This window comes from Paenibacillus sp. B46(2026) (genome assembly GCF_056786355.1).
Genome location: NZ_CM165907.1, coordinates 5,152,181 through 5,174,408, shown reverse-complemented (window position 1 = coordinate 5,174,408; position 22,228 = coordinate 5,152,181). Strand labels below are relative to the sequence as shown.

Genomic DNA, 22,228 nt, shown 5'->3' with positions numbered 1-22,228 from the left:
ACCAACCGGAGCGAATATGCAACGGACTATTATAATTTAATGGGGGCATCCAGTATGAAAGCCAGTGAAATCCGGTCCAAATGGATAGAGTTTTTTGCAAGTAAAGGTCACAAAATCGAGCCGAGCGCATCGCTCGTACCTCACAACGATCCTTCCCTTCTGTGGATCAATGCAGGTATGGCACCGCTCAAGCCTTATTTTGACGGACGTGAGAAGCCAGAGAACCCGCGTCTAGCGAACTCCCAAAAATGTATCCGTACCAATGATATCGAGAATGTTGGTAAAACGCGTCGTCACCATACGTTCTTCGAAATGCTCGGCAACTTCTCTATTGGAGATTACTTCAAGGAAGAGACCGTAACATGGGCTTGGGAATTTTTGACCAGCAAAGAGTGGATCGGATTCGATCCAGAACGCCTGTCCGTTACGGTATATCCGGAAGATGAAGAAGCTTTCAAACTGTGGAACGAAAAAGTAGGACTGCCTGCTGAGCGTATCATTAAATTGGATGAAAACTTCTGGGATATCGGCGAAGGCCCATGTGGACCTTGTACCGAGATCTTCTATGACCGCGGCGAAGCTTACGGAAATGACATGAGTGATCCTGAAATGTATCCAGGTGGGGAAAACGAACGTTATCTGGAAGTATGGAACCTGGTATTCTCCCAATTCAACCATAACAAAGATGGTAGCTACACACCGCTTCCTAACAAAAATATTGATACAGGTGCAGGTTTGGAGCGTTTTGCTTCCATTCTGCAAAATGTGGATTCCAACTTTGACACAGACCTGTTCCAACCGATGATTCAGAGAACAGCCGCTCTTGCGGGTGTGAAATATAACGACAGCGTAGAGATCGATGTTGCACTGAAAGTCATTGCCGATCATATCCGTACGGTTGCCTTTGCAGTAGGTGATGGCGTTCTGCCAAGTAATGAAGGACGTGGATATGTCATCCGTCGCTTGCTGCGCCGTGCAGTTCGTTATGGAAAAGTGCTTGGACTTGACCGTCCATTCCTGTATGAACTGACTACAACCGTTGGTGAAGTCATGGGAATGTACTACCCTGAGGTAGTGAACAAACAGGAATTCATCGCCAAAGTGATCAAAACCGAGGAAGAGCGTTTCCACGAAACACTCACAGATGGACTGGCTATTCTGGCTGATATCAGCGGCACAGCCAAATCCGAAGGACGCACGGTTATTAGCGGACCTGAAGCTTTCAAACTGTATGATACGTACGGTTTCCCGTTTGACCTGACCGAAGATTATGCAGCAGAGCATGGTCTGACTGTGGATCGTGAAGGTTTTGATGCTTCCATGCAGAAACAACGTGAGCTTGGACGTGCTGGGCGTCAAGAGAATGAGAGCATGAAAGTTCAAGGTGGACCACTTGCTGATCTGGAGGTTAAAAGTGAGTTTGTTGGATATACTGACCTGTTGACGGAAGCAAAAGTGGTAGCCATCGTTGCAGGTGACGCTCTTGTTGACACTGTAGGCGAAGGACAGACATGCCAGGTTGTACTGGACAAGACTCCATTCTACGCAGAAAGTGGCGGTCAAGTGAGTGACCAGGGCTTGCTGCTTGGAGCTGGTGTGACAGCGAAAGTACAAGGTTTGTTCAAAGCTCCGCAGGGACAACACGTTCATCTGGTGACGGTAGAGTCCGGTGAACTGCGTGTGGGTGAAGTTATCCGTGCTGAAGTAGATGCAGCCAAACGTGGCGACATTATCAAAAACCATACAGCAACACACTTGCTGCACAAAGCACTGAAAGATGTGCTCGGGACTCACGTAAACCAGGCGGGATCGCTCGTTGAGCCACAGCGTCTGCGGTTTGACTTCTCTCACTTCGGCAGCATCACGCCGGAAGAGTTGACAGAGATTGAGCGTCAGGTGAACGAACAGATCTGGAATCGTCTGAATGTGAACATCGAGCTGAAAGCTATTGATGAAGCGAAAGAAATGGGTGCGATGGCCCTGTTTGGTGAAAAGTATGGAGATATTGTACGTGTCGTTCAAGTCGGAGACTACAGTTTGGAACTTTGTGGCGGCTGTCACGTAAATAATACTTCAGAGATCGGAATCTTCAAACTGGTGAGCGAGAGCGGAATTGGCTCCGGCGTGCGCCGGATCGAAGCTGTAACTGGCCGTGGCGCATATCTGTATGTGGAAAGCCAGTTGGAACTGCTCAAGCAATCAGCATCGTTGCTCAAAGCGAATGTGGCTGATGTGCCTAAACGGATTGAAGGTCTGAACCAACAACTGAAAGAAGCAGCCAGAGAGACCGAATCCCTGCAAAGCAAACTGAGTGCCATGGAAGCAGGTCAACTGACCGATCAAGTGGTACAAGCAGGAAATACTCAATTGCTGGCAGCACGTGTAGATGCTCCGAACATGGATGCGCTTCGCACGGTGGCAGATGAGTTGAAAGTGAAATTGCCTAACGCCGTACTCGTATTGGGTGCCGCAGCCGATGGGAAAGTGAATTTTGTAGTAGCTGTACCTGCTGAACAGGTAAAACAAGGACTGCATGCAGGCAAAATCGTCAAAGAAGTCGCAGCAGTATGTGGCGGTGGCGGTGGTGGACGTCCAGATATGGCACAAGCCGGAGGCAAGGACGCGACCAAGTTGGATGAAGCGTTGAAATTGGCGGTTTCACTGGTTAGCCAGTAAAGGACAAGCAAAAAACACAATTGCCTTATCCTTTGTTTACTTGTGGCAGTCAGAATATGTTATTATATAAACAGAAATCAATTCGGCAGGACATGGTCCCCATGTTCATGCAGGAGCGAGGTGTCATCAATGGACTCCATGGATAAGACGGTTAAATTTAATGTGAAAGGTGACGAACAGGAAGCATCATCCAAAGAGATTCTTCTCACGGTATATGATGCATTGGTCGATAAGGATTATAATCCGATCAACCAGATTGTTGGGTATCTGATTTCCGGAGACCCGGCATACATTCCTCGTCACAACAACGCACGTAGTCTGGTCCGTAAAAAGGAGCGCGATGAGCTGATTGAAGAGCTTGTACGCTCCTATCTGGCCAATCACCGGTAATGTACGCCGCTTCCGCTGTGTTGCAGCTATGCAGGCAGCGGGAAATGAACCGACAGAAGACAGCCTGAAGCTTGAGAAGGCGATTATTATTAATCGACCTGAGCAGGCCCCAGGATGGGAGAGCATGGATGAAAATATTAGGTTTGGACTATGGGGACCGAAGAATCGGAGTTGCCGCGAGTGACGCCTTCGGTTGGACTGCCCAGGGATTGGAAGTGCTTGAACGCCGCCGTGATGAAGGCGAGTTCGCTCGGATTGCCGAACTTGTGCGTGAGCATGAGATTAGTGAGATCGTAGTCGGACTTCCCAAAAACATGAACGGCACCGTAGGACCGCGCGGTGAGATATGTATTGCTTTTGCCGAACGCCTGCGGGATGAACTGAATTTACCTGTTCACCTTTGGGATGAGCGGCTGACAACCATGGCAGCAGAACGTACGCTGATTGAAGCGGATGTCAGTCGGAAAAAACGCAAACAGGTTGTGGACAAAATGGCCGCAAGCTTGATTCTGCAAAATTATTTGGATGCCAATAGTAGAAGGTGAGGGGGATCAACAATGGCTGAAGATCAACTGGGTATGGAAGAAGAAGCGGAAATTATTTACATTGCGGATGACGAGGGTAATGAAGAGGAATTCGAAGTCATCATGAAGTTTGAAGTAGATGGTTCGGAGGCCAAGTACATGATGGTTGCTCCGGTTGAACCTGAAGATGGCGAAACGGATGTATATGCATTCCGTTATGAAGAAGAGGGCGACGATATCAAACTTTTCGTCATCCAAGATGATGCCGAGTGGGATATCGTCGAGGAGACGTTTAATACATTTCTTGCTGAAGATGAAGAGGAAGCGAACTAAATGACGGAATATAGCCGCAAAGACCTGAAATGGACAGATTCACTGCGTCTGGCATTCGGTGCTCATGTTGAGCTCGAGGAAGAGAACGGTAAATCACAACCGTATGACTTGTTGGCTGAATTCGAAGTGAACGGTCAGCAGTACGCGGTGCTCCGCAGTTCGTTGCGACCTTATGACGAGGTTGAACTTTTGCGGGTATCACCTGGAAGTGAAGACCAGATCATGCCAGAGTTAGTTACGATCGACGACGATGATGAGTGGGAGAACATCTCGGAACTGTATGATGAATGTACACTCCCCATTGACGAAGATTAAATCAGCTTCAAATTGAAGAAACCGGGAGGGCGGAGAAGTCCGCTCTTTTTGGTTGTGTAAAGGAGTTGTTTCTTTTTTGAAAGGGAAAGCAATAGTGGTCATACTGCTTATCATTGTAGTTCTTGCCGGAGGCGCAGGCGGTTACCTATGGAGTATGATGCGTCCCGTGGAAGCTTCTACTGAACCGGTCGTATTCGAGATTAAAAGCGGATCGGGAACTTCCAAAATCGCGGATCAGCTTCAAGAAGAAGGCCTCATTCGAAGCGGGTTAACCTTCAAAGGGTACTTAAAGTGGAAGAAACTAGGTTCTAATTTCATGGCGGGTACATATTCTATGAATCCTGGCGTGACATATGATGAGATTGTTAGCAAGCTGAGTAGTGGTGAAGTTGTACCGGAGGAAATGGTGAAATTTACAATTCCGGAGGGTTATAACGTTCTGCAAATGGCGGGTAAGCTTTCTTATGAGCATGTTGTAGATCGGGATGAATTCATCAAGTTGGCCAATGATCCTTCGGCCTTTGATGTAGATATCGTCAAAGATATTCCAGTGGATGAAGAACTTCGCTACGTATTGGAAGGGTATCTGTTCCCGGAGACGTATGAGCTGAAAAAGGGAAGTTCCACGCATGATGTGATGCAACGGATGCTGGAAGAATTCCAGACCAAAATCAATTCCATTCCTGATTTGGAAGCCAAGCTCCAGGAAAAGAACCTTTCCCTGCATGAGCTGCTGACGATTGCGTCACTCGTGGAGAAAGAAGTTGTGGTGGATGAGGAACGTGCTCTGGTTGCAGGTGTAATCTACAATCGGATCAATCAGGATATGAAGCTGGAGATTGATGCTACCGTGCAATATCTGCTCGACAAGCCAAAGGAGCGATTGTTTTTCAAGGATCTGAAGGTGCAAAGTCCGTATAATACGTATCTGAATAAAGGCTTGCCACCAGGTCCAATTGCCAGTCCAAGTCTTCCGTCCATTGAGGCAGCGCTTAATCCGGAAGCTTCGGAGTATCTGTTCTATGTGACGAAAAAGGACGGCTCGTCTGGACATCTATTTGCCAAAACGTATAAGGAACACCAGCAAAATATAGCCAAAAGTAAGGCTGCGCAATAAGCGGAGGGGATTATATGAGTAAGAAACATGAACTGCTCGTTACAGCAGCGAATGTGAAAGAGGCAGAAGTGCTTCTCCAGGCTGGAGCAGATGCTCTGGTCATTGGAGATGATCGATTCGGCATGCGTCTTCCAGGCAGCTTCAGCGTGGAAGAGACAGCAGAGGTGGTTGCCATTGCAGCCAAACATCAGGCGCGCGTGTATGTATCCATGACTAATCTGATGTCTAACGATCTGCTGAAAGAATTGCCTGAATATGTTCAGGCTTTGGGCAGAATCGGTGTTGATGGTGTGGAGTTTAATGACCCATCCGTGCTGGCTGCCATGAAGGAATACGCTCCACATGTGAAGCTGCACTGGAACGCGGAGATGACTTCAACGAACTATGCGACGGCGAACTATTGGGGAACCAAGGGAGCGAGTCGCGTTGTGCTTGCCCGTGAGTTGAATATGGACGAGTTAACGGAAATGGTTCCTTTTCTGAAGGTGGAAGCTCAGGTTCAGGTGCATGGCATGACGAATATTTATCATTCCAAGCGCAGTCTGGTGCAAAGTTATATGGCTCATCAAGGACGGCCAGTCGAGGGACACCTGGGTAAAGAACGTGGATTGTTCCTGATCGAGGCTGAACGCCGGGATGAGAAATTCCCGATCTATGAGGACATGAATGGCACGCACATTATGAGTTCTGAGGATATATGTATCCTCGAAGATCTTCATCTGTTGATGGAGGCGGGTGTGCACAGTTTCAAAATTGAAGGTATCTTAAAATCACTTACCTACAATGAAGCTGTTGTACGTGCATACCGGGCAGCGATTGACAGTTATGTTGCTGATGCTGATGCATATGCGTTCTCTGAAGAGTGGCTCGCTGAGGTGCGGGACTTACAGGACCCTGAACGTGAATTATCGTTTGGATTTTTCTATAAAGAACAAGTGTATTAATAGATGAGGTGAACAGAATGGAAACAGTGGCGGTACAGCGGAAGTTCTCGGGTAAACGTAACCGTCTGGACAAACCGGAGCTGCTAGCTCCGGCGGGTAATCTGGAAAAACTGAAATTTGCGATCCATTACGGTGCAGATGCCGTATATATCGGTGGACAGGCCTATGGACTGCGTTCCAACGCGGATAACTTCAGCTTTGAAGAGATGCGTGAAGGTGTGGAGTTTGCCAAAAAGTATGGAGCCAAAGTGTTCGTAGCGACGAACATCTATGCACATAATGAGGATGTTGAGGGTATCGAAACATACCTGCAAAATCTCTATAATGCGGGAATCTCTGCGATTATCGTAGCTGATCCGGCTATTATTGAAGTAGCCCTACGTGCTGTGCCGGGCCTTGAGGTACATCTGAGTACTCAACAATCCACACTCAACTGGCAAGCCGTGAAGTTCTGGAAAGATGAAGGACTTCCACGAGTTGTTCTCGGACGTGAGACCAGCTTTGAAGAGATTGAAGAGATCAAGGCAAATGTGGATATTGAAATTGAAGCCTTTATTCACGGGGCGATGTGTTCCTCGTATTCCGGACGTTGCGTGCTCTCCAACCATTTTACGGATCGGGACTCCAACCGGGGTGGCTGTTGCCAGTCTTGCCGCTGGAAGTATGATTTGTTTGAAGATGTGAGAGAAGATACCGTGTGGGTTAGCGAAGAGGACATGCAGATGAAGGCACCTGCGCCATTCAAACTGGGTGAGAACCAGCTTCCTCTGTTCCAGGAACAGGATAATTCATTCTCCATGGGATCTAAGGATCTGTGCATGATTGGCCATATTCCCGAGTTGATTGATGTGGGTGTGGACAGTTTCAAGATCGAAGGACGTATGAAATCGATCCACTACGTGGCAACCGTGGTTAACGTGTACCGTCAAGCGATTGATGCTTATATGGCAGACCCGGAGAATTATGTTCTGAAACCTGAATGGGTTGAAGAAATGAACAAAGCGGCGAATCGCCCGCTGAATACCGGATTTTTCTATGATACACCAGACCATGAAGATCATATCTATGAACCGGAAGAAAAGGCTGTGCCTTTTGACTTCGCAGGATTGGTCATGGGGTATGATGCCGAAACAGGAATGGCAACCATTCAACAGCGCAATCACTTCAAACCAGGACAGGAAATCGAATTTTTCGGTCCGGGAGGTCACTTTTTCAAACAGGTGGTCGGCGAAATACAGGACGAGGATGGTAATGTTCTGGATGCGGCCCGTCACCCGTTGCAACTGGTTAAAATGAAGGTGGATCAGCCGGTTTCGTATTTCGATATGATGAGGAAAAAGAAATAGGCTCAAATACCTACATTGTGCCAATATTGTATTATGGTTTAACAAAATAGTGTTATGAAATTTACATTGGGACCTCCGTTTATCGGCAGATGGGGGTCTTTTTTTTATAGAAAAATAGGAATAAAGTTGTAAAATATTTCTGGAAAGTGAAAGGGGAACGAAGAAAGCTGTCGAATACTACATATTTATAGGGGAGAGAAAGAAAAATCCAACAAGTAAATTACTGGCAGGTGAATGGGATTGGTTCAAAAGAAGCAGAACGACAGTGGGGAGCAAGTGACAAAAGCCGAGCAGGTTAATCCTGAGAAGGTTCAGAAAGTGAAGAAAGAAAAAGTAGTCAAAAGCAAAACAACAGGCAGTGGCAAAAGAGTGTTTAAGATTGACCGCAGCAAGCTCAAGCTGGGCTGGATCAAGACCGATTGGGTGAAGAAACAATTAAAAAACCGGGATTGGAAAAACTTTGGGGGGTCTTCTTTCGAACAGATTAAGAAGGCAAATCCGGTTAAATCCGTAGGGGTTAAACTGTTCTTGATCTTCTTTGCGGGAATTATGATTTTTGTAGTGAGTTTGGGTCTATTATCCTATTCGAAAGCCAAGGGTACCATAGAGACTAATGCGTCACGCGCCAATCAGGAGACGATTGACCAGACCAAACAAAAAATGGACATTATTTTGGAGCGATTTGTGGACACTTCCACACAGATTTTCTTCGATCCGGAAATGCAGTCCTTGTTACAAAAAATGTCAGATAAGAATTTGACAGCATATGATACTTTCGTGAATTCAAGCTCAGTCAACAAACAATTGTCCAATATTGCATTTACGAATAAATCCATGGAAGCGATTTATTTGGTACCTGCGGATGATACGAAATCCATTATGGGTACGGGAAGCAACAGCTCATCCATGGGCAGCATTCGTCAGGAAGCTTGGTATAGTGAGTTAATTGAAGCAGGCGGTTATCGCTGGCTTCCAACAGAGCTGAAGGAAGATGGCTCGATCCCAACATTCAAAATTGCACGTTCCATGAAAAACTTGCAAGGGACAACCCAGTCGTATGTACTGGTTATTGAATTGAAATTGGAGGTTCTGGAGGAGCAATTAAAATCGCTTGATCTTGGGCCTGGGGCTGTGCTTCAATTGATCGCTCCGGATAACAAAGTAGTAGCTTCCTCCATCCCGGATCGTACCGGAAAAGACACAGAACTTGCCTTTGTTAAAGATCTGACCGAACCGACAGGAAGTACAAATACAGAGTATGATGTGGACGGCAAATCTACGGATATGCTGGCCGTGTACAGCACGATGGACACATCCGGTTGGAAACTGATTGGTATGATTCCGACATCTATCCTGGTTCAGGATGCAAAAGGCATACTGACCCTGACGTTGTGGATGGCACTGATTGATGCAGGTATTGCTGTATTGATCGGAATCTGGATGGTGCGCATGATCGCGCGTCCTCTTGGCAAATTGAAAGACCTGATGCAGGAAGGTGCAAAAGGCAATCTTAAAGTTCGTACACCATATAGCTCCAAAGATGAAATTGGCCAACTGTCATCCGCGTTCAATCTGATGATGGAGCAGATCACGAAGCTGGTAGAACAAACCAATCGTTCTGCACAGGAAGTATTGGATACGGCTTCCGAACTGAGTAGTGCATCCAAGAAAACGGCCGTGTCTGCTTCTGAGATTGCCGTAGCCACAGAAGAAATTGCAGGTGGTGCTGGCAGTCTGGCAACCGAAGCAGAACGTGGCAATGAATTGACTGATAATATCTCTCGTCAGATGGAGAGTGTAATCGCTGCCAATGAACAGATGGGTGATTCTGCTCGTCATGTAGAGAAGTCCAGTCAGACAGGAACACAACACCTGAATCAGTTGATGACCAAAACCCAGAAGACGGAAGAAATGATTGGTGCACTGGTGAATAAGGTTGATTCTCTGAAAGAGAGCACGTCTTCTGTTCTGAAAGTGCTTGAAGTACTGCAAAACATAACGAAACAGACCAATATTCTATCTTTGAATGCAACCATTGAAGCAGCACGTGCCGGTGCAGCCGGACGCGGATTCATGGTGGTAGCTGATGAGGTTCGTCAGCTCGCGGCTCAATCCAGACAATCCATTGAGATGGTTGGAGAGATTACAGACAAAATCATGACCGAAATGAATGAGACTGTCGATGCTTTGTCGGCGGCGTATCCGTTATTCAAGGAACAGATGGATGCCGTGAAAGATACCAATGTCATCTTCGCTTCCGTACAGGAACAGATGGGTGCATTTGTGGAACGTCTGGGCATGGTGACAGGTTCTATTGGAGATTTGAACAAATCTCAAAGTACATTGTCCGAAGCGATGAGCAATGTCAGCGCTGTAGCTGAAGAATCTTCTGCAACGTCTGAAGAAGTAGCTTCCCTGAGCAGTGAACAGCAAAATATCAGTAACCAGCTGGTCAATCTGTCTGGCAAACTGGAGAACGTGTCCACTGAGCTGAAAGAAACATTGTCACGCTTTACGGTGTAACAAGCCAAGGCTGAAATGAGGAGAATCTGTCCCGCACATGGGGCAGGTTTTCTTTATGTTTACCGGATAATTCCAAGCCTTATCAGCAATAATATGTCAAAACGACAAAAGGTGAGATTTGGATGCATTTCCTAGCAAAACGGCGTATTTATATAGCTAGTATTCTTCTAACCCTTATCTATGGGTTGCTTATATTGCGATTGGGATGGGTTCAGATCGTTCAGCTGAATCAGACCATGCCTGGATTTCACCGGACGGTACGTGAAATGTCTGTATTGCAGCGTGAACGCGGTGTGATGCTTGATCCAGGGCGGGGGCAATTTACGGATCATAAAGGCGAGGCGTTGACGGGGAAGCTGCAATGGGGTTTGGTTCTTTTTCCACAGGTAGGTCCAACCGAGAAATTACGCAAGCATGGGGCATTAGAAGGCTCCGAGATGAAACAGTTGGCAGCTATATTACATACGGATCTGGATCAATTGAAGAAGGAATGGAATCAGGAAAGTATACCTCATTTCTGGACAGCAGGTACACATCAGCCTGTTCATTTGACCGATGCTCAGGTGGAGCGCCTACGTAGTCTGAACCTCCAAGGAGCTGGAATCTATCCGATGATGACAAGGTATCTTCAGGGGCATACGGGAATGCAGTGGCTGGGTTATGTGGCAGAACAGCCTGGATCTTCCGAAGGACAACCTGGACATCAGGATGAGGTAAGACAGCCTTTTGCCATGAAATCAGGGGCAGCTGGCCTGGAGAGAACACTAGAACCCTTGTTGAGAGGAATTGGCCCTACACTTGTGTCACGTATGGTCTCGGGCGATGGAGAGATTATTCCCGAGATTCAGCCTCGCGTCATCGCACCAGCTAATAGCCATTATCCTTTACATGTGGAAACTACTGTAGATGGCAAGTTACAGCGGGGATTGGAGCAGCTGACAGAAGAGTCTGGATTACAAGAAGGGGCTGTTGTTGTGCTGGATGTCGCTAACGCAGATGTTCGTGCCATGATATCCCGCCCTTTCTATCAGCCGCAACATGTGGACCCCAAACAATCGGCCTGGGGAAATCGTGCAGTACAGGGAGCCGTACCAGGTTCCATTTTCAAAATTGTCACTGCCGCTGCCGCTATGGAGTATCATGCGGTTTCTAACGGAGAAGAGTTCCATTGTGGCGGCGAATATGGGAAGTATGGACTGTCCTGCTGGAAGGAGCATGGGCATGGGAACTTGAATCTGGAGCAAGGATTCGCTGAGTCTTGCAACATCGTATTTGCGGAAACGGCACGCAGGCTTAGTATGGAGCAACTGGAGCAGACGGCAGATCGTCTGGGACTCGCGCGTCCGATTGGCTGGGAGGGTGAGCAGATGGCAGGAATGCCGGTGCTGCGACACTTTGACCATGAAGATCACGGGCGAGTCAGAACAGAAGCAGTTTCATCTACGGATGAAGGCGCCAAAATACAGACAGCAATCGGTCAGCGAGATGTTTTGGTCACACCTCTGCAAGCTGCCAATCTGATCGTGACCCTGTTGCATGATGGAAAGGTTAGTGCCCCGCGTCTCGTTGAGCGCATCCGATATGCTGATGGTGGCATCATGCTGGAGATGCCCTTGCATGATTCACCTTCAGCAGCAGGACAGATTGCTCCTGCAACAGCGCATAAACTGTTATCCTGGATGAATAAGGTAGTTCGTGAGGGAACAGGAAAATCCCTGCAGCGTGCGCGGTGGCATGTTGCAGGGAAATCAGGTACAGCTCAGGTACAGAAACATGGGCAGAAGCTTAATCATCAATGGTTCATTGGTTATGGACCGATAGAACAACCCAAGTACGCCGTAGCTGTTCTTGTCCAGAATGTCTCTCCTGACAGCCATCATCAGGCGACGGCTATCTTCGGGAAGGTCATGGACTATTTGGCTGGATCCTCGTGATCTTTCGCAGGTGCGGAACGGTGAACCGTAGACTCGGCAGAATGGGCTGAGGCCGTGTTTACGGGTGGGTCCATGACCAATGGAGAGGATTCAAATTCATCTTTTGGCAGGTGAATCCACTGTTGCAGGTACCCTTGTTGTAACAGTTCTTTTAGAAGGATCAGAAGCACTGGAGATAACACTACACCAGCCAGGCCAAAGATCGAAAGGGAGATCAGCATAAACGAAAGCATCAAGTACGCCGAAGATACACCAATCGAGTTCCCCGATATTTTCGGTTCTAGCAATTGCCGTGTTAGCATTGTCACTGCCAGAATCACAATCAGGCCGATCGCCAGGCTACTATTGCCTATAATAAACAAGTAGACGATCCATGGAATAAATACAACAGGAACGCCAAGCAGTGGTACCAGATCAAAAACCGCACAGACTGCTGCAATGGTAAAGGCGTTAGAGGTTCCCAAAATCAACAAACCTGCATAAATCAATACAAACGTAATGAGCATCATGATCATCTGTGCCTTCAGATACGAGCGGATCGTCTTGAACACGTGATTACGCATGAAATCAATAGCTAACTTTAACGTTTTAGGCGTTTTCGCACGGGCGAATTTGCGCCAGGATTCAATCTCGATACTGAGAAAGAATGCCAGAATAATCGCAATTCCGAAGTTCGTAATAAACGAAGAGAATGAACTGAGGAAACCTACGACGAATTGTGCTCCGCTAGTTACCCATTTGGACAGGAACCCGGTCAGTGTTGCAAAATAATCATTCGCTTTTTCCATAATACCATCAGGGAGAGCGTCTGACTTGTCCTGAATGAATAACACCAGATTGGTGAATTCACGTTGTATCATTTCAATGTATACGGGGAAATTATCTTGAAGATTGGAAATTTGTGAAATGATAATCAAACCTACACCAAAAAAGGCAGCGACAATCAAAGCAAGAAACAACAAGACGGAGATGGCGGCTCCAAGTGTCTTGGGCAATCCTTTACGATGTAAAAATTTGGCCAGCGGTTCAATCATCCAATACACAATGAATGATAGAAAGACTGGTGCGGCCACTTGGTATAATTGACTAAAACCGTACATGATCACATACACGGTTAATACAAGCAACGCGATGTCAAAGACAGTGCGCCCGTATTTTTTGTAAAGCGGTAGCATGGACATGGCTCCTTTGCAGGCAATAATTAGATTGTATTTATTGTACACGATAGCTAACTTTTTGGGAAAACAGGATTCAAGAAAAGTCTGAACTATGATAAAATTAAAGGCGGTTTATTTTTGATAGTGCCATAGTGCACTGTAATTCAGCAGGAGAAGTGGGGAGCTTGCAACATGACAACGATACTTCAGAGTATTCTACTGTGGTTATTGTATCTTTCATCTTTTTACGCCTTTATTCCGAGTTTGATCAGCAGGCTTTTCGGGTTTCGTGTATTCAGACGGGGAAAAAGTGATACACAATTTGCATTAACGTTTGACGATGGCCCAGATCCACACTACACGCCGAGACTGCTCGATCTGCTTCGTCAGCATCAAGCCAAAGCAACATTTTTTGTCGTTGGAGAACATGCGGCGAGTCATCCGGAACTCCTTCAGCGGATACATGAGGAAGGTCATCTTATTGGCATTCATAATTATATTCACAAAACGAACTGGCTCATGCGGCCTCGTACTGTTCGTAACCAGATTCAGCGAACAGGTCAGATTATCCATGAAGTAACCGGAGTGAAGACTTGTTATTATCGTCCACCTTGGGGGATTATGAATCTGTTTGATTTTTTCAGTAAGAAAGAGCGAAAGATTGTACTGTGGTCTTCCATGTTTGAGGACTGGAGAAGCCGAGTGGGTGCCCAAAGATTGACCGAACGGATGCTGAAGGAACTAAGAGGCGGCGAAGTCATGCTGCTGCATGATCGAGGGACGACTCTCGGTGCTGATGCACACGCGCCGGAGCAGATGCTTCAGGCGCTGGAAGTCGTCTTGCAGGAAGCCGAACGGTTAGGTCTGCAAAGTGTACGCGTCGATACGTTGATGGGAGGTGTTACAGTGAGCGAAGCTCCGAACAAGAATCAACCACAGACACCGTTGAAGCTTTGGAAACGACTCGTTGTTGCCTTATGGCTGGGTTGGGAGAAGTTGTTTCACTGGGTATACCATCTGCGAACCGCATCGCCAGAAGATCCGATGCTGCACTTCCGATCTCGTGTATATCACGGAGCGCGAGTAGAGATGGGGGATGGCCATGTCATTCAAAATGGAGATCCGGTAATTGAACTACATTTTGACAATCAGAAATTGTTCGAACTTGGGGTGACTTCGCGTTCCAGTATGCATTTGGCTATTCGCATGATTCGGACCATGGAGCAGCAATTGCCGGATTTGGCACACATGGTGGCACTCGAACCTGATTTACGCTCTGCCAAGGCCATATACGGCGTGAGTATGATTAACAGAGGCCCAGAAAAATTCGGCTTTACCATACAAGATCTGCCCCCTGGACCGTTCAGTGCCGCATCCAAAGTATACCTGAAGCTACTGTTAAGTGTGATCCATCCAGCAGGAACCAAACGTCTGAAACAGCGTACAGAACAATTGGTACCCAAGATGATTGCCATGCCGCTAGATCTACTGCTGGAACGTTACGGTCAACATACGACGCAGGTGGCAGCAACGGTAGAAGAGTCGAGAGATGGAACGCTTGTAATCGAAAACGAGATGCTTCCAGAGCGTAACTAGTTAACGTAAAAGAAAAGGGTTGCCCTTCGCCAGATTTGGCAGAAGAGCAACCCTTTGTTTATAAGCATCTTACCGATAGCAATGAAGACAAGTACAACTAAAATGATTTAGATACTCAGTACGCCACCGTTGCTTGCATTTGTAACCAGTTTGGAATAACGAGCCAGGTAACCGGTTTTCACTTTCGGTTCGAAGCCTTTCCAACCAGCGCGACGACGTTCAAACTCTTCGTCACTGATGTGCAATTCGATGATACGGTTGTTCAGATCCAGTTCGATGATGTCCCCTTCTTCAACAAAGGCGATTGGACCACCTTCAGCTGCTTCCGGAGAGATATGTCCGATACTGATTCCGCGGGATGCGCCAGAGAAGCGTCCATCGGTGATCAGACCAACTTTGGCACCCAATCCCATACCTACGATCTGGGAAGTTGGAGCCAGCATCTCAGGCATACCTGGTCCGCCTTTTGGTCCTTCATAACGGATAACGACAACATGTCCTTCTTTTACTTTGCCGTTAGCAATACCTTCGAGCGCTTGCTCCTGGGAGTCAAAGCAGATGGCAGGACCTTTGTGGTATCCACCAACCGATTTATCAACAGCACCAACTTTGATGATCGCTCCTTGCGGTGCAAGGTTACCAAACAATACAGCCAAGCCGCCTTTTTCGGAATGCGGGTTATCCAGATGGTGGATAACGTTTGTATCCTGAATTTCTTTTCCTTCAACGTTCTCACGGATCGTTTTACCCGTTACGGTAATGCAGTCACCATGAATTGCGCCTGGTTTCTTAAGCAATTCGTTCAGCACTGCGCTTACACCACCTGCATTGTGAACGTCTTCGATGTGAAGATCGGAGGCAGGGGCAAGTTTCGCCAGATGCGGAACGCGGTTGGCTACTTCATTGATGCGTTCGATTGGATACTCGATGCCTGCTTCATGAGCCAGTGCCAGCGTGTGCAGTACTGTATTGGTAGATCCGCCCATCGCCATATCCAGTGCAAATGCGTTATCGATCGCTTCTACAGTAACGATATCACGTGGTTTCAAGTCCATTTTGATGAGTTCCATCAATTGCGTAGCGGATTGTTTAACAAACTCACGACGCTCAGGAGCAACGGCAAGGATGGTTCCGTTACCCGGCATAGCCAGTCCCATTGCTTCAGCCAGACAGTTCATGGAGTTTGCAGTAAACATACCGGAACATGAGCCACATGTTGGACAGCCGAACTGTTCAAGTTCAAGCAAGCTCTTATCATCGATTTTACCTGCTTGGTAAGCACCCACGCCTTCAAATACGGAAGTCAGGGATAGAGCTTTACCATTACTGTCACGACCGGCTTTCATCGGTCCACCACTTACAAACAGGGTAGGGATGTTTACGCGAAGCGCGCCCATCATCATGCCTGGTGTGATTTTGTCACAGTTCGGGATACATACCATGCCGTCGAACCAGTGGGCAGATACAACGGTTTCCACGGAATCCGCGATAATGTCACGGCTTGGCAGCGAGTAACGCATACCAATGTGTCCCATGGCAATTCCGTCATCTACACCGATGGTGTTGAATTCGAATGGAACGCCACCGGCTTCACGAATAGCATCCTTTACAATTTTACCGAATTCCTGCAGGTGAACGTGGCCGGGCACGATATCGATGTAAGAGTTACATACGGCAATAAATGGCTTGCCGAAGTCCTCTTCTTTAACGCCCGCTGCGCGGAGCAAACTCCGGTGCGGTGCACGGTCAAAACCTTTTTTGATCATATCGGAACGCATCTTCTTGGCTGACATGGTGTGTTTCCCCCCAAATATATAATATTGAGCAACATGAATGGAAAAGTAAATGGCAGTGCATCTGTCGTTTAATTTCATCCGTACTCTAAAAAAAAGGACCGGCATGCCGGTGTCGAGCTCCCCGTAGTTTGTGAAATTCTTTGCTGCTTTAAACCCGTGAACACCCGGTTTTTCTATAGAGTCTATCACAACCGTCGTCATATTTCTACAATCAATAGAAAGAAGCCTCAAACCATTTTCATGGAATTAGACTTCTTGATTTGCGGGAAAGCTATGATTACGTTTTTATGTGGCGAGTGGGATGCTGTTAGTTACTTCCGCCTTTGCGTCCAATCTCACGATAGAATTCCTTATCATGGGTTTCGTAGGTTGCTTCTCCGCCCTTACGTCCAATCTGCTTGTAAAAGTCAGTATCATGGGCATCTGAAGTCGCTTCTCCCCCTTTTTTTCCAATCATCTGGTAGAAGCTTCGATCATGTTTTTGGGAAGTGGCCTTACCACCTAATCTGCCGGCTTCTTCACGACTCATCTTGTGTTCTGACGTCGGTTGACGTGCCATTACAAATCACTCCTTACAACGATAAGTTGTTTTTTGTAGCGCGTATCCCTAATTTACCACATCATTTCCAGCCTGAAACAACATCACTGAATGGAACCGATGGGGAAGAGATCCGTCAGAGCGTTAGGCCGACCGTTTAAACACCTCATGCCGATTGAAAGAAAAGCGGGATATATCCGGTTCAATTAAGGGTTTGAACGTGTGACGTACAACTGGCAGAGCCAGTGTGACTGCGAAGAGTGCGGCGATGACAAGTATGACTGGAATATATGCCGAACTTCCCATATAAGTGTAGACTCCAGACCAGATCGCGAGACGAACGAGAAAACCATGAAGCAGGAATACATAGAGTGTGCGTCGTCCAAGGTCCGTCAGTCTGGAAGTTAAGGAAGGTACCCATGCCAAGAACAGTGCTGCCGATGCGATCTCCAGCAGGTAGATACCAAGTCGGAAGATGCCGGCATACCATTCGTGATGGCCCAGTTCAGCGTACGTCATGCTGCCGAGTAACCATCCTGATGAAATATTCAAACCGCCATATCCGATCCATACCAACAGTGCAGCGGAGAGGACGGCTGCAGTTTTTCGCCCCCAACCGGATAGTAAGCGAGAACGGATGGATGCTCCATAGTCATAACCGATGATAAAAAACGGCAAGAACACAAACGTACGACTGAAGCTGAGCCAGAACCCGTCGATGGGCAAATACCCGGCAATTACACCGAGCACAATCGAACCGATCAACCGATATATCGGTTTCCATGAGATCGTAAGACGTAGCAACAATCGCCAACAGAAATGACTCGCAAGAAACCATAACAGCAAGTAAGGTGCGAAGAAGGATAGCCGCATATGGGGTGTGTGGAACACGGTAAAGTCCATCAATGCGTACAAGGACTGAAACAGCACATATTGTAAGGCAATCTGCTTCAGGACGTTCCGTCCAGGCGCGCCTTGGAGTGAGTGGGTCGCAAAATACCCTGTTACCCATACAAAGAGTGGCATGTGAAACGTATATATCCACAGGAACAGAGCTTCCGCGCCTGCAAAGCGTGTGATGAGTGGTTCAAGTGCATTACCTGCAAGGACACAGACGATAAGCATAAAGCGCAGATTGTAAAAGAAAGATTCCTGATCATCCCGGATCAGTGTCTGATTTTTCATGGTGTAGCCCCCTTATAGACCCTTATTGCAAAGGCCGTTTGCATCTGTAATAAGGGTAATATGGATGTACATTCTCTATTGTGATTTAATTCACATTGGTAAGCGTTATCTTTTCTCAAAGCTGTGACAACAAAATGAACGCTACGGGATTGACAACGGTTGCATAGAGGATGACAATAGTAAAAGAAGATGAGGGAATGTAAATATAAGGAGGGAAGAAATCATGTCAACAAGTCCCTATCCAAGCCCGGAGATTATTACATTTGGGGAAAGTATGGGTCTACTGACTGCCAAAGATACAAGAGGGCTGGAATATGCAGCCACACTGGACAAGTCGTTCGGGGGTGCTGAGAGTAATCTGGCTATTGGCGTATCCCGCCTGGGTCATACCAGTGGTTGGTTTGGACGCTTGGGCAATGATCCGATCGGCAGTATGATTCTGAAAGCCATTCGCGGTGAAGGTGTAGATGTATCCCGAGTACGTTTAAGTGATCACGAGCCCACCGGTTTGATGATTCGTGAGAACGCTTCCGGGAAAGCCTCGGTGCATTATTATAGGAAGCTATCCGCTGCAAGTGCGATTACACCTGATGATCTGGATTCCGATTATATTGCCGGGGCGAAGATATTGCACGTTACAGGTATTACCGCAGCGATAAGCCCGTCCGGACTTGCTACGGTGGAAGCCGCCATACATATTGCCAAACAGGCAGGTGTGAAAGTAAGCTTTGATCCGAATCTGCGTCTCAAACTATGGTCAGCGGATGAGGCGCGCCCAGTCATACTGCGTCTGGCTGAACTGGCGGACTACTTTTTACCGGGTCTGGACGAGATGAAACTTCTATATAACGAAGAAAATGATCAAAAAGTACTTGAGCGTCTATCTGCCATGAAGGCCGTGTGCATCGTGAAGGGTGGCCCTGATTTGACCTACGTATTGGCGAATGGTACCCTAACGGAAGTTCCGTACTTTAAGGCAGATCATGTTCTGGATACGGTAGGGGCAGGAGATGGATTCTGTGCGGGATTTTTATCTGGTTTACTTAAAGGATACTCCCCGCAGGAAGCAACCCGTCTCGGTAATTTGACCGGTTCCATGGTAATACAGGCTGTTGGCGATTGGGAGGCGCTTCCGACGTGGGAGCAGGTCGAGGCCAAGCTGAACAACGTTGCCCATGTTGAGCGCTAGTCGCTGCTGAAATCATATATGTCTCATCTTCGTTCTGAAATGTAAGGCTTGTATACACAACCACCACATTGACAAGGGAGAGAATGAAATGAAGAAGCTTCAGCTGTTGCAAAAGATTACGGACAATGGGGTTGTTGCGGTTCTGCGTGCAGATTCTGCTGATCAAGTCATTGCCATGGCCGAGCAAGCAATTGCGGGCGGCATTAAAGTTATCGAGATTACGATGACTGTGCCCAGTGCCCTCAAAGCCATTGAAAAATTAAGCCGTGTATACCATTGGAACACACAAGATCCAGAGAAATTCGCTATTATTGGTGCGGGAACGGTGCTTGAACCACAAACGGCGAGAGCAGCGATCATGTCGGGTGCCGAGTTTGTAGTCGGACCTTCCCTGAACCCGGATACCGTTCAGATCTGCAACCTGTATCGAATTCCGATTCTGCCTGGTGTGATGACGATTGCTGACGTTCAGCGCGCATTGGAGCTTGGTGTGGACATTGTGAAGTTGTTCCCGGGCAACCTGTATGATCCTTCGATTATCAAAACGATGAAGGGCCCTATGCCGCAGGCGAATTTTATGCCAACTGGCGGGGTATCCTTGTCTAATCTGGGGGATTGGATCAAGGGTGGAGCAGTCGCTGTAGGGATCGGCTCCGACTTGACATCGGAAGCTGTGAAGACGGGTGACCTGAGTCATGTCCGTCGCAGAGCGGAACAATATATGGATGCTTACCGCAAGGCCAAGGCTGAATAATATTTTTTCAATTCGTAGAAGGGGAGCCTGATGAACGAAGGCTCCCAATTCTGTGAGCCGCGGCACCTGCGGAAGTGAAGAAAGGTGATTAACGTTGAGAAATCGGTATAACACAGGGCGCAAGAAGAGGGGCATCGGGAAATTCCTGCTCGTACTTCTGGCGCTCATTGTCATTGGTTGTGGATTTGTTGCGTGGAAATTATTCACACCATACGGTCCACAGGAAACAGCTCAAACAGCCATGGAAACAGCCAATCAGGTGACGGTGAGCGAACAAGAGAACTGGATTGATTTTGTGCCAGACAAACCGACTGGGAAAAGTGTACTTTTCTATCCTGGTGGACTGGTAAAACCGGAAAGTTACGCACCACTTGCGCATGAGTTGGCCGCTGCTGGTCATCACACCATTATTGCCAAAATGCCGGTCAACCTGGCAGTGCTCAAGCAAAACTTGGCAGATGAGATTCTGGCCGCCTATCCGGACGAACAATTTGTTATGGGTGGACACTCTCTCGGCGGGTCGATGGCTGCACGTTATGTAGCCGCACATCCAGATGCACTTCAGGGCATCTTCTTTCTGGCATCCTACCCGGATGAAAAAGGAAGCGTAAAGTCACTGGGAATCTCTGCTTTATCCATTCTGGGTACTAAAGATGAGGTTGTGAATATGACCAAGTATCAGAGTGGACGTATGTATTTGCCCGCGGAGACGGTATACTACACCATTGAAGGTGGAAACCACGCCCAGTTCGGTGATTATGGTCATCAAAAAGGGGATGGCGAGCCAGAAGTGAGTGGAGAAGAACAGCTGAATCAGACCGTCAAGACAGTTCTGGCCTGGTTAAGTACGATTAAGTAGATTTTGATTATTCTGCATTAAGGGCTGTATGCATGTATAGCATAACTTGATGGAGGTGATACGGATGACCATGCTTCAAGTGCATGGAGCGCAGATCCCATGTAAAGCTATCCTGTTCGATAAAGATGGTACATTACTGGAATTCCTCCAGCTATGGGGACCGTGGGCAGAGACGTTGCTGAGTCAGTTACAGGCACGTATGAATGAGCTTGGAGCTTTATTTACGGTTGAACTGGAGCATGTTCTGGGCACCATCCATAATCCAGAAGGTCAGATTGTCGGCTATGATCCGCAAGGCCCGCTGGCTATTGCGACTGTTGATGAGTGCACGGGATTGCTCGCGGGGCAGCTATATGCGGCAGGCATGCCATGGAATGAAGCGATCACAACGATACGCCAATTTTCAAGTGTGGCCATGCGAGAGGTTAGGCAGAGGAAACTGGCTGAACCGATGCCAGGCTTGCTTGCTTTCTTGCAGAGTTGCAGGGCAGCAGACATACCACTGGCGGTCGTCACTTCTGACAGTACAGCGGCAGCAGAAACACATCTGGACTGGATGGGAATCCGTTCCCTTTTCACATCCATTGTGGGCTGTGATCGGGTGACTCAGGGCAAACCGGATGGAGAAGCAGCACTTTTGGCTTGCCGTGAATTACATATCGATCCTGCGGAGGCCATCGTAATTGGAGACAGCAATGGGGATATGCAGATGGGGCGGCACGCAGGCGTATCCTATGCGCTTGGTTACTGTCCACAGTCAGATCAAGGATCTCATCTGGTTGATGCCCATGCCATTATTCGTCATTATAATGAGCTAAGCGTGATTATATAAGTCACTCTTGCCAGATTGAACTATATAAATTGAACTAAACATTTACACAAAACGGAGAGGACAGAAATAACCTGAAGAAACAGAGTGGTCACCGTTATCACCGGATGTACCCTTTATACAGGAAACAAACAATCTGGGGATAACAGTGATCGGAAGGTTGTTCTGTCATCGGAGTGGTCAGTGTAAATATTCTTTAGTTCAATTTATATAGTAAACAAAA

General features: G+C 47.4%; 19 protein-coding genes. 15 read left to right on the top strand and 4 right to left on the bottom strand.

The features are described 5' to 3' along the window. Positions 1–54 precede the first annotated feature (54 nt). The 10 genes from alaS (at position 55) to AC1S8V_RS22980 (ending at position 12,102) form a co-directional block, all read left to right on the top strand. The gene (alaS, locus tag AC1S8V_RS23025; protein ID WP_482074559.1) at positions 55–2,676 is read left to right on the top strand and encodes an alanine--tRNA ligase; all 2,622 of its coding nucleotides are present in this window, start codon (positions 55–57) and stop codon (positions 2,674–2,676) included. A 129-nt stretch (positions 2,677–2,805) separates the two neighbouring features. Continuing rightward, entirely contained in the window at positions 2,806–3,066 is a 261-nt protein-coding gene (locus AC1S8V_RS23020; protein WP_017686818.1) for an IreB family regulatory phosphoprotein, read from the top strand. A 128-nt stretch (positions 3,067–3,194) separates the two neighbouring features. Continuing rightward, entirely contained in the window at positions 3,195–3,611 is a 417-nt protein-coding gene (gene ruvX / locus AC1S8V_RS23015; protein ID WP_062835871.1) for a Holliday junction resolvase RuvX, read from the top strand. Between the two features lie 12 nt (positions 3,612–3,623). Then, positions 3,624–3,923 (top strand): DUF1292 domain-containing protein, encoded by a 300-nt coding sequence (locus AC1S8V_RS23010; protein ID WP_017686820.1) that lies wholly within the window; start codon positions 3,624–3,626, stop codon positions 3,921–3,923. Then, positions 3,924–4,238: a DUF1292 domain-containing protein gene (locus AC1S8V_RS23005; RefSeq protein ID WP_047844066.1), complete on the top strand. Its 315-nt coding sequence runs from the start codon at positions 3,924–3,926 to the stop codon at positions 4,236–4,238. It begins immediately after the preceding gene. Between the two features lie 76 nt (positions 4,239–4,314). Beyond that, positions 4,315–5,355, top strand: a complete 1,041-nt coding sequence (gene mltG / locus AC1S8V_RS23000) for an endolytic transglycosylase MltG (protein WP_482070927.1) — start codon at positions 4,315–4,317, stop codon at positions 5,353–5,355. Positions 5,356–5,369: 14 nt separating this feature from the next. Then, positions 5,370–6,299, top strand: a complete 930-nt coding sequence (locus tag AC1S8V_RS22995; protein ID WP_482070926.1) for a peptidase U32 family protein — start codon at positions 5,370–5,372, stop codon at positions 6,297–6,299. 17 nt (positions 6,300–6,316) lie between these two features. After that, positions 6,317–7,645, top strand: coding sequence for a peptidase U32 family protein (locus AC1S8V_RS22990; RefSeq protein WP_482070925.1), 1,329 nt, complete (start codon positions 6,317–6,319; stop codon positions 7,643–7,645). 234 nt (positions 7,646–7,879) lie between these two features. Then, the gene (locus AC1S8V_RS22985; protein ID WP_482070924.1) at positions 7,880–10,168 is read left to right on the top strand and encodes a methyl-accepting chemotaxis protein; all 2,289 of its coding nucleotides are present in this window, start codon (positions 7,880–7,882) and stop codon (positions 10,166–10,168) included. Between the two features lie 194 nt (positions 10,169–10,362). Then, positions 10,363–12,102 (top strand): peptidoglycan D,D-transpeptidase FtsI family protein, encoded by a 1,740-nt coding sequence (locus AC1S8V_RS22980; protein WP_482070923.1) that lies wholly within the window; start codon positions 10,363–10,365, stop codon positions 12,100–12,102. Here the strand turns inward: AC1S8V_RS22980 and AC1S8V_RS22975 are convergent. Beyond that, positions 12,081–13,277 carry an AI-2E family transporter gene (locus AC1S8V_RS22975; protein WP_482070922.1) on the bottom strand — a complete coding sequence of 399 codons (1,197 nt, stop codon included), beginning with the start codon at positions 13,275–13,277 and terminating at the stop codon, positions 12,081–12,083. The genes AC1S8V_RS22980 and AC1S8V_RS22975 overlap by 22 nt on opposite strands. Before the next feature lie 174 nt (positions 13,278–13,451). Between AC1S8V_RS22975 and AC1S8V_RS22970 the strand changes: the two genes are divergently transcribed. Then, a complete protein-coding gene (locus tag AC1S8V_RS22970) occupies positions 13,452–14,855 on the top strand; it encodes a polysaccharide deacetylase family protein (RefSeq protein ID WP_482070921.1) in 1,404 nt (467 codons plus the stop codon). 107 nt (positions 14,856–14,962) lie between these two features. Here AC1S8V_RS22970 and ilvD read toward each other — a convergent pair whose 3' ends face one another. From ilvD to AC1S8V_RS22955, 3 genes are all read right to left on the bottom strand, one after another. Beyond that, positions 14,963–16,648 carry a dihydroxy-acid dehydratase gene (ilvD, locus tag AC1S8V_RS22965; RefSeq protein ID WP_482070920.1) on the bottom strand — a complete coding sequence of 562 codons (1,686 nt, stop codon included), beginning with the start codon at positions 16,646–16,648 and terminating at the stop codon, positions 14,963–14,965. Between the two features lie 310 nt (positions 16,649–16,958). Further along, on the bottom strand, positions 16,959–17,210 hold the full coding sequence (locus tag AC1S8V_RS22960; RefSeq protein WP_482070919.1) for a KGG domain-containing protein: 252 nt from the start codon (positions 17,208–17,210) through the stop codon (positions 16,959–16,961). A 123-nt stretch (positions 17,211–17,333) separates the two neighbouring features. Next, a complete protein-coding gene (locus AC1S8V_RS22955) occupies positions 17,334–18,374 on the bottom strand; it encodes an acyltransferase family protein (RefSeq protein WP_482070918.1) in 1,041 nt (346 codons plus the stop codon). A 223-nt stretch (positions 18,375–18,597) separates the two neighbouring features. On the opposite strand from AC1S8V_RS22955, the gene AC1S8V_RS22950 reads away from it, so the two are divergent. The 4 genes from AC1S8V_RS22950 (at position 18,598) to AC1S8V_RS22935 (ending at position 22,008) form a co-directional block, all read left to right on the top strand. Beyond that, on the top strand, positions 18,598–19,563 hold the full coding sequence (locus tag AC1S8V_RS22950; RefSeq protein WP_482070917.1) for a sugar kinase: 966 nt from the start codon (positions 18,598–18,600) through the stop codon (positions 19,561–19,563). 88 nt (positions 19,564–19,651) lie between these two features. Beyond that, positions 19,652–20,317, top strand: coding sequence for a bifunctional 2-keto-4-hydroxyglutarate aldolase/2-keto-3-deoxy-6-phosphogluconate aldolase (locus tag AC1S8V_RS22945; RefSeq protein WP_105407210.1), 666 nt, complete (start codon positions 19,652–19,654; stop codon positions 20,315–20,317). 94 nt (positions 20,318–20,411) lie between these two features. Next, positions 20,412–21,176: an alpha/beta fold hydrolase gene (locus tag AC1S8V_RS22940; RefSeq protein WP_482070916.1), complete on the top strand. Its 765-nt coding sequence runs from the start codon at positions 20,412–20,414 to the stop codon at positions 21,174–21,176. 64 nt (positions 21,177–21,240) lie between these two features. After that, a complete protein-coding gene (locus AC1S8V_RS22935; protein ID WP_482070915.1) occupies positions 21,241–22,008 on the top strand; it encodes an HAD family hydrolase in 768 nt (255 codons plus the stop codon). Positions 22,009–22,228 lie beyond the last annotated feature (220 nt).

What these genes read in the sequence shown, in the direction of transcription:
- alaS (WP_482074559.1), top strand. Translation starts at nt 55, where the DNA reads ATGAAAGCCAGTGAAATCCGGTCCAAATGGATAGAGTTTTTTGCAAGT.
- AC1S8V_RS23020 (WP_017686818.1), top strand. Translation starts at nt 2,806, where the DNA reads ATGGACTCCATGGATAAGACGGTTAAATTTAATGTGAAAGGTGACGAA.
- ruvX (WP_062835871.1), top strand. Translation starts at nt 3,195, where the DNA reads ATGAAAATATTAGGTTTGGACTATGGGGACCGAAGAATCGGAGTTGCC.
- AC1S8V_RS23010 (WP_017686820.1), top strand. Translation starts at nt 3,624, where the DNA reads ATGGCTGAAGATCAACTGGGTATGGAAGAAGAAGCGGAAATTATTTAC.
- AC1S8V_RS23005 (WP_047844066.1), top strand. Translation starts at nt 3,924, where the DNA reads ATGACGGAATATAGCCGCAAAGACCTGAAATGGACAGATTCACTGCGT.
- AC1S8V_RS22995 (WP_482070926.1), top strand. Translation starts at nt 5,370, where the DNA reads ATGAGTAAGAAACATGAACTGCTCGTTACAGCAGCGAATGTGAAAGAG.
- AC1S8V_RS22990 (WP_482070925.1), top strand. Translation starts at nt 6,317, where the DNA reads ATGGAAACAGTGGCGGTACAGCGGAAGTTCTCGGGTAAACGTAACCGT.
- AC1S8V_RS22985 (WP_482070924.1), top strand. Translation starts at nt 7,880, where the DNA reads ATGGGATTGGTTCAAAAGAAGCAGAACGACAGTGGGGAGCAAGTGACA.
- AC1S8V_RS22975 (WP_482070922.1), bottom strand. Translation starts at nt 13,277, where the DNA reads ATGCTACCGCTTTACAAAAAATACGGGCGCACTGTCTTTGACATCGCG.
- AC1S8V_RS22970 (WP_482070921.1), top strand. Translation starts at nt 13,452, where the DNA reads ATGACAACGATACTTCAGAGTATTCTACTGTGGTTATTGTATCTTTCA.
- ilvD (WP_482070920.1), bottom strand. Translation starts at nt 16,648, where the DNA reads ATGTCAGCCAAGAAGATGCGTTCCGATATGATCAAAAAAGGTTTTGAC.
- AC1S8V_RS22960 (WP_482070919.1), bottom strand. Translation starts at nt 17,210, where the DNA reads ATGGCACGTCAACCGACGTCAGAACACAAGATGAGTCGTGAAGAAGCC.
- AC1S8V_RS22955 (WP_482070918.1), bottom strand. Translation starts at nt 18,374, where the DNA reads ATGAAAAATCAGACACTGATCCGGGATGATCAGGAATCTTTCTTTTAC.
- AC1S8V_RS22950 (WP_482070917.1), top strand. Translation starts at nt 18,598, where the DNA reads ATGTCAACAAGTCCCTATCCAAGCCCGGAGATTATTACATTTGGGGAA.
- AC1S8V_RS22945 (WP_105407210.1), top strand. Translation starts at nt 19,652, where the DNA reads ATGAAGAAGCTTCAGCTGTTGCAAAAGATTACGGACAATGGGGTTGTT.
- AC1S8V_RS22935 (WP_482070915.1), top strand. Translation starts at nt 21,241, where the DNA reads ATGACCATGCTTCAAGTGCATGGAGCGCAGATCCCATGTAAAGCTATC.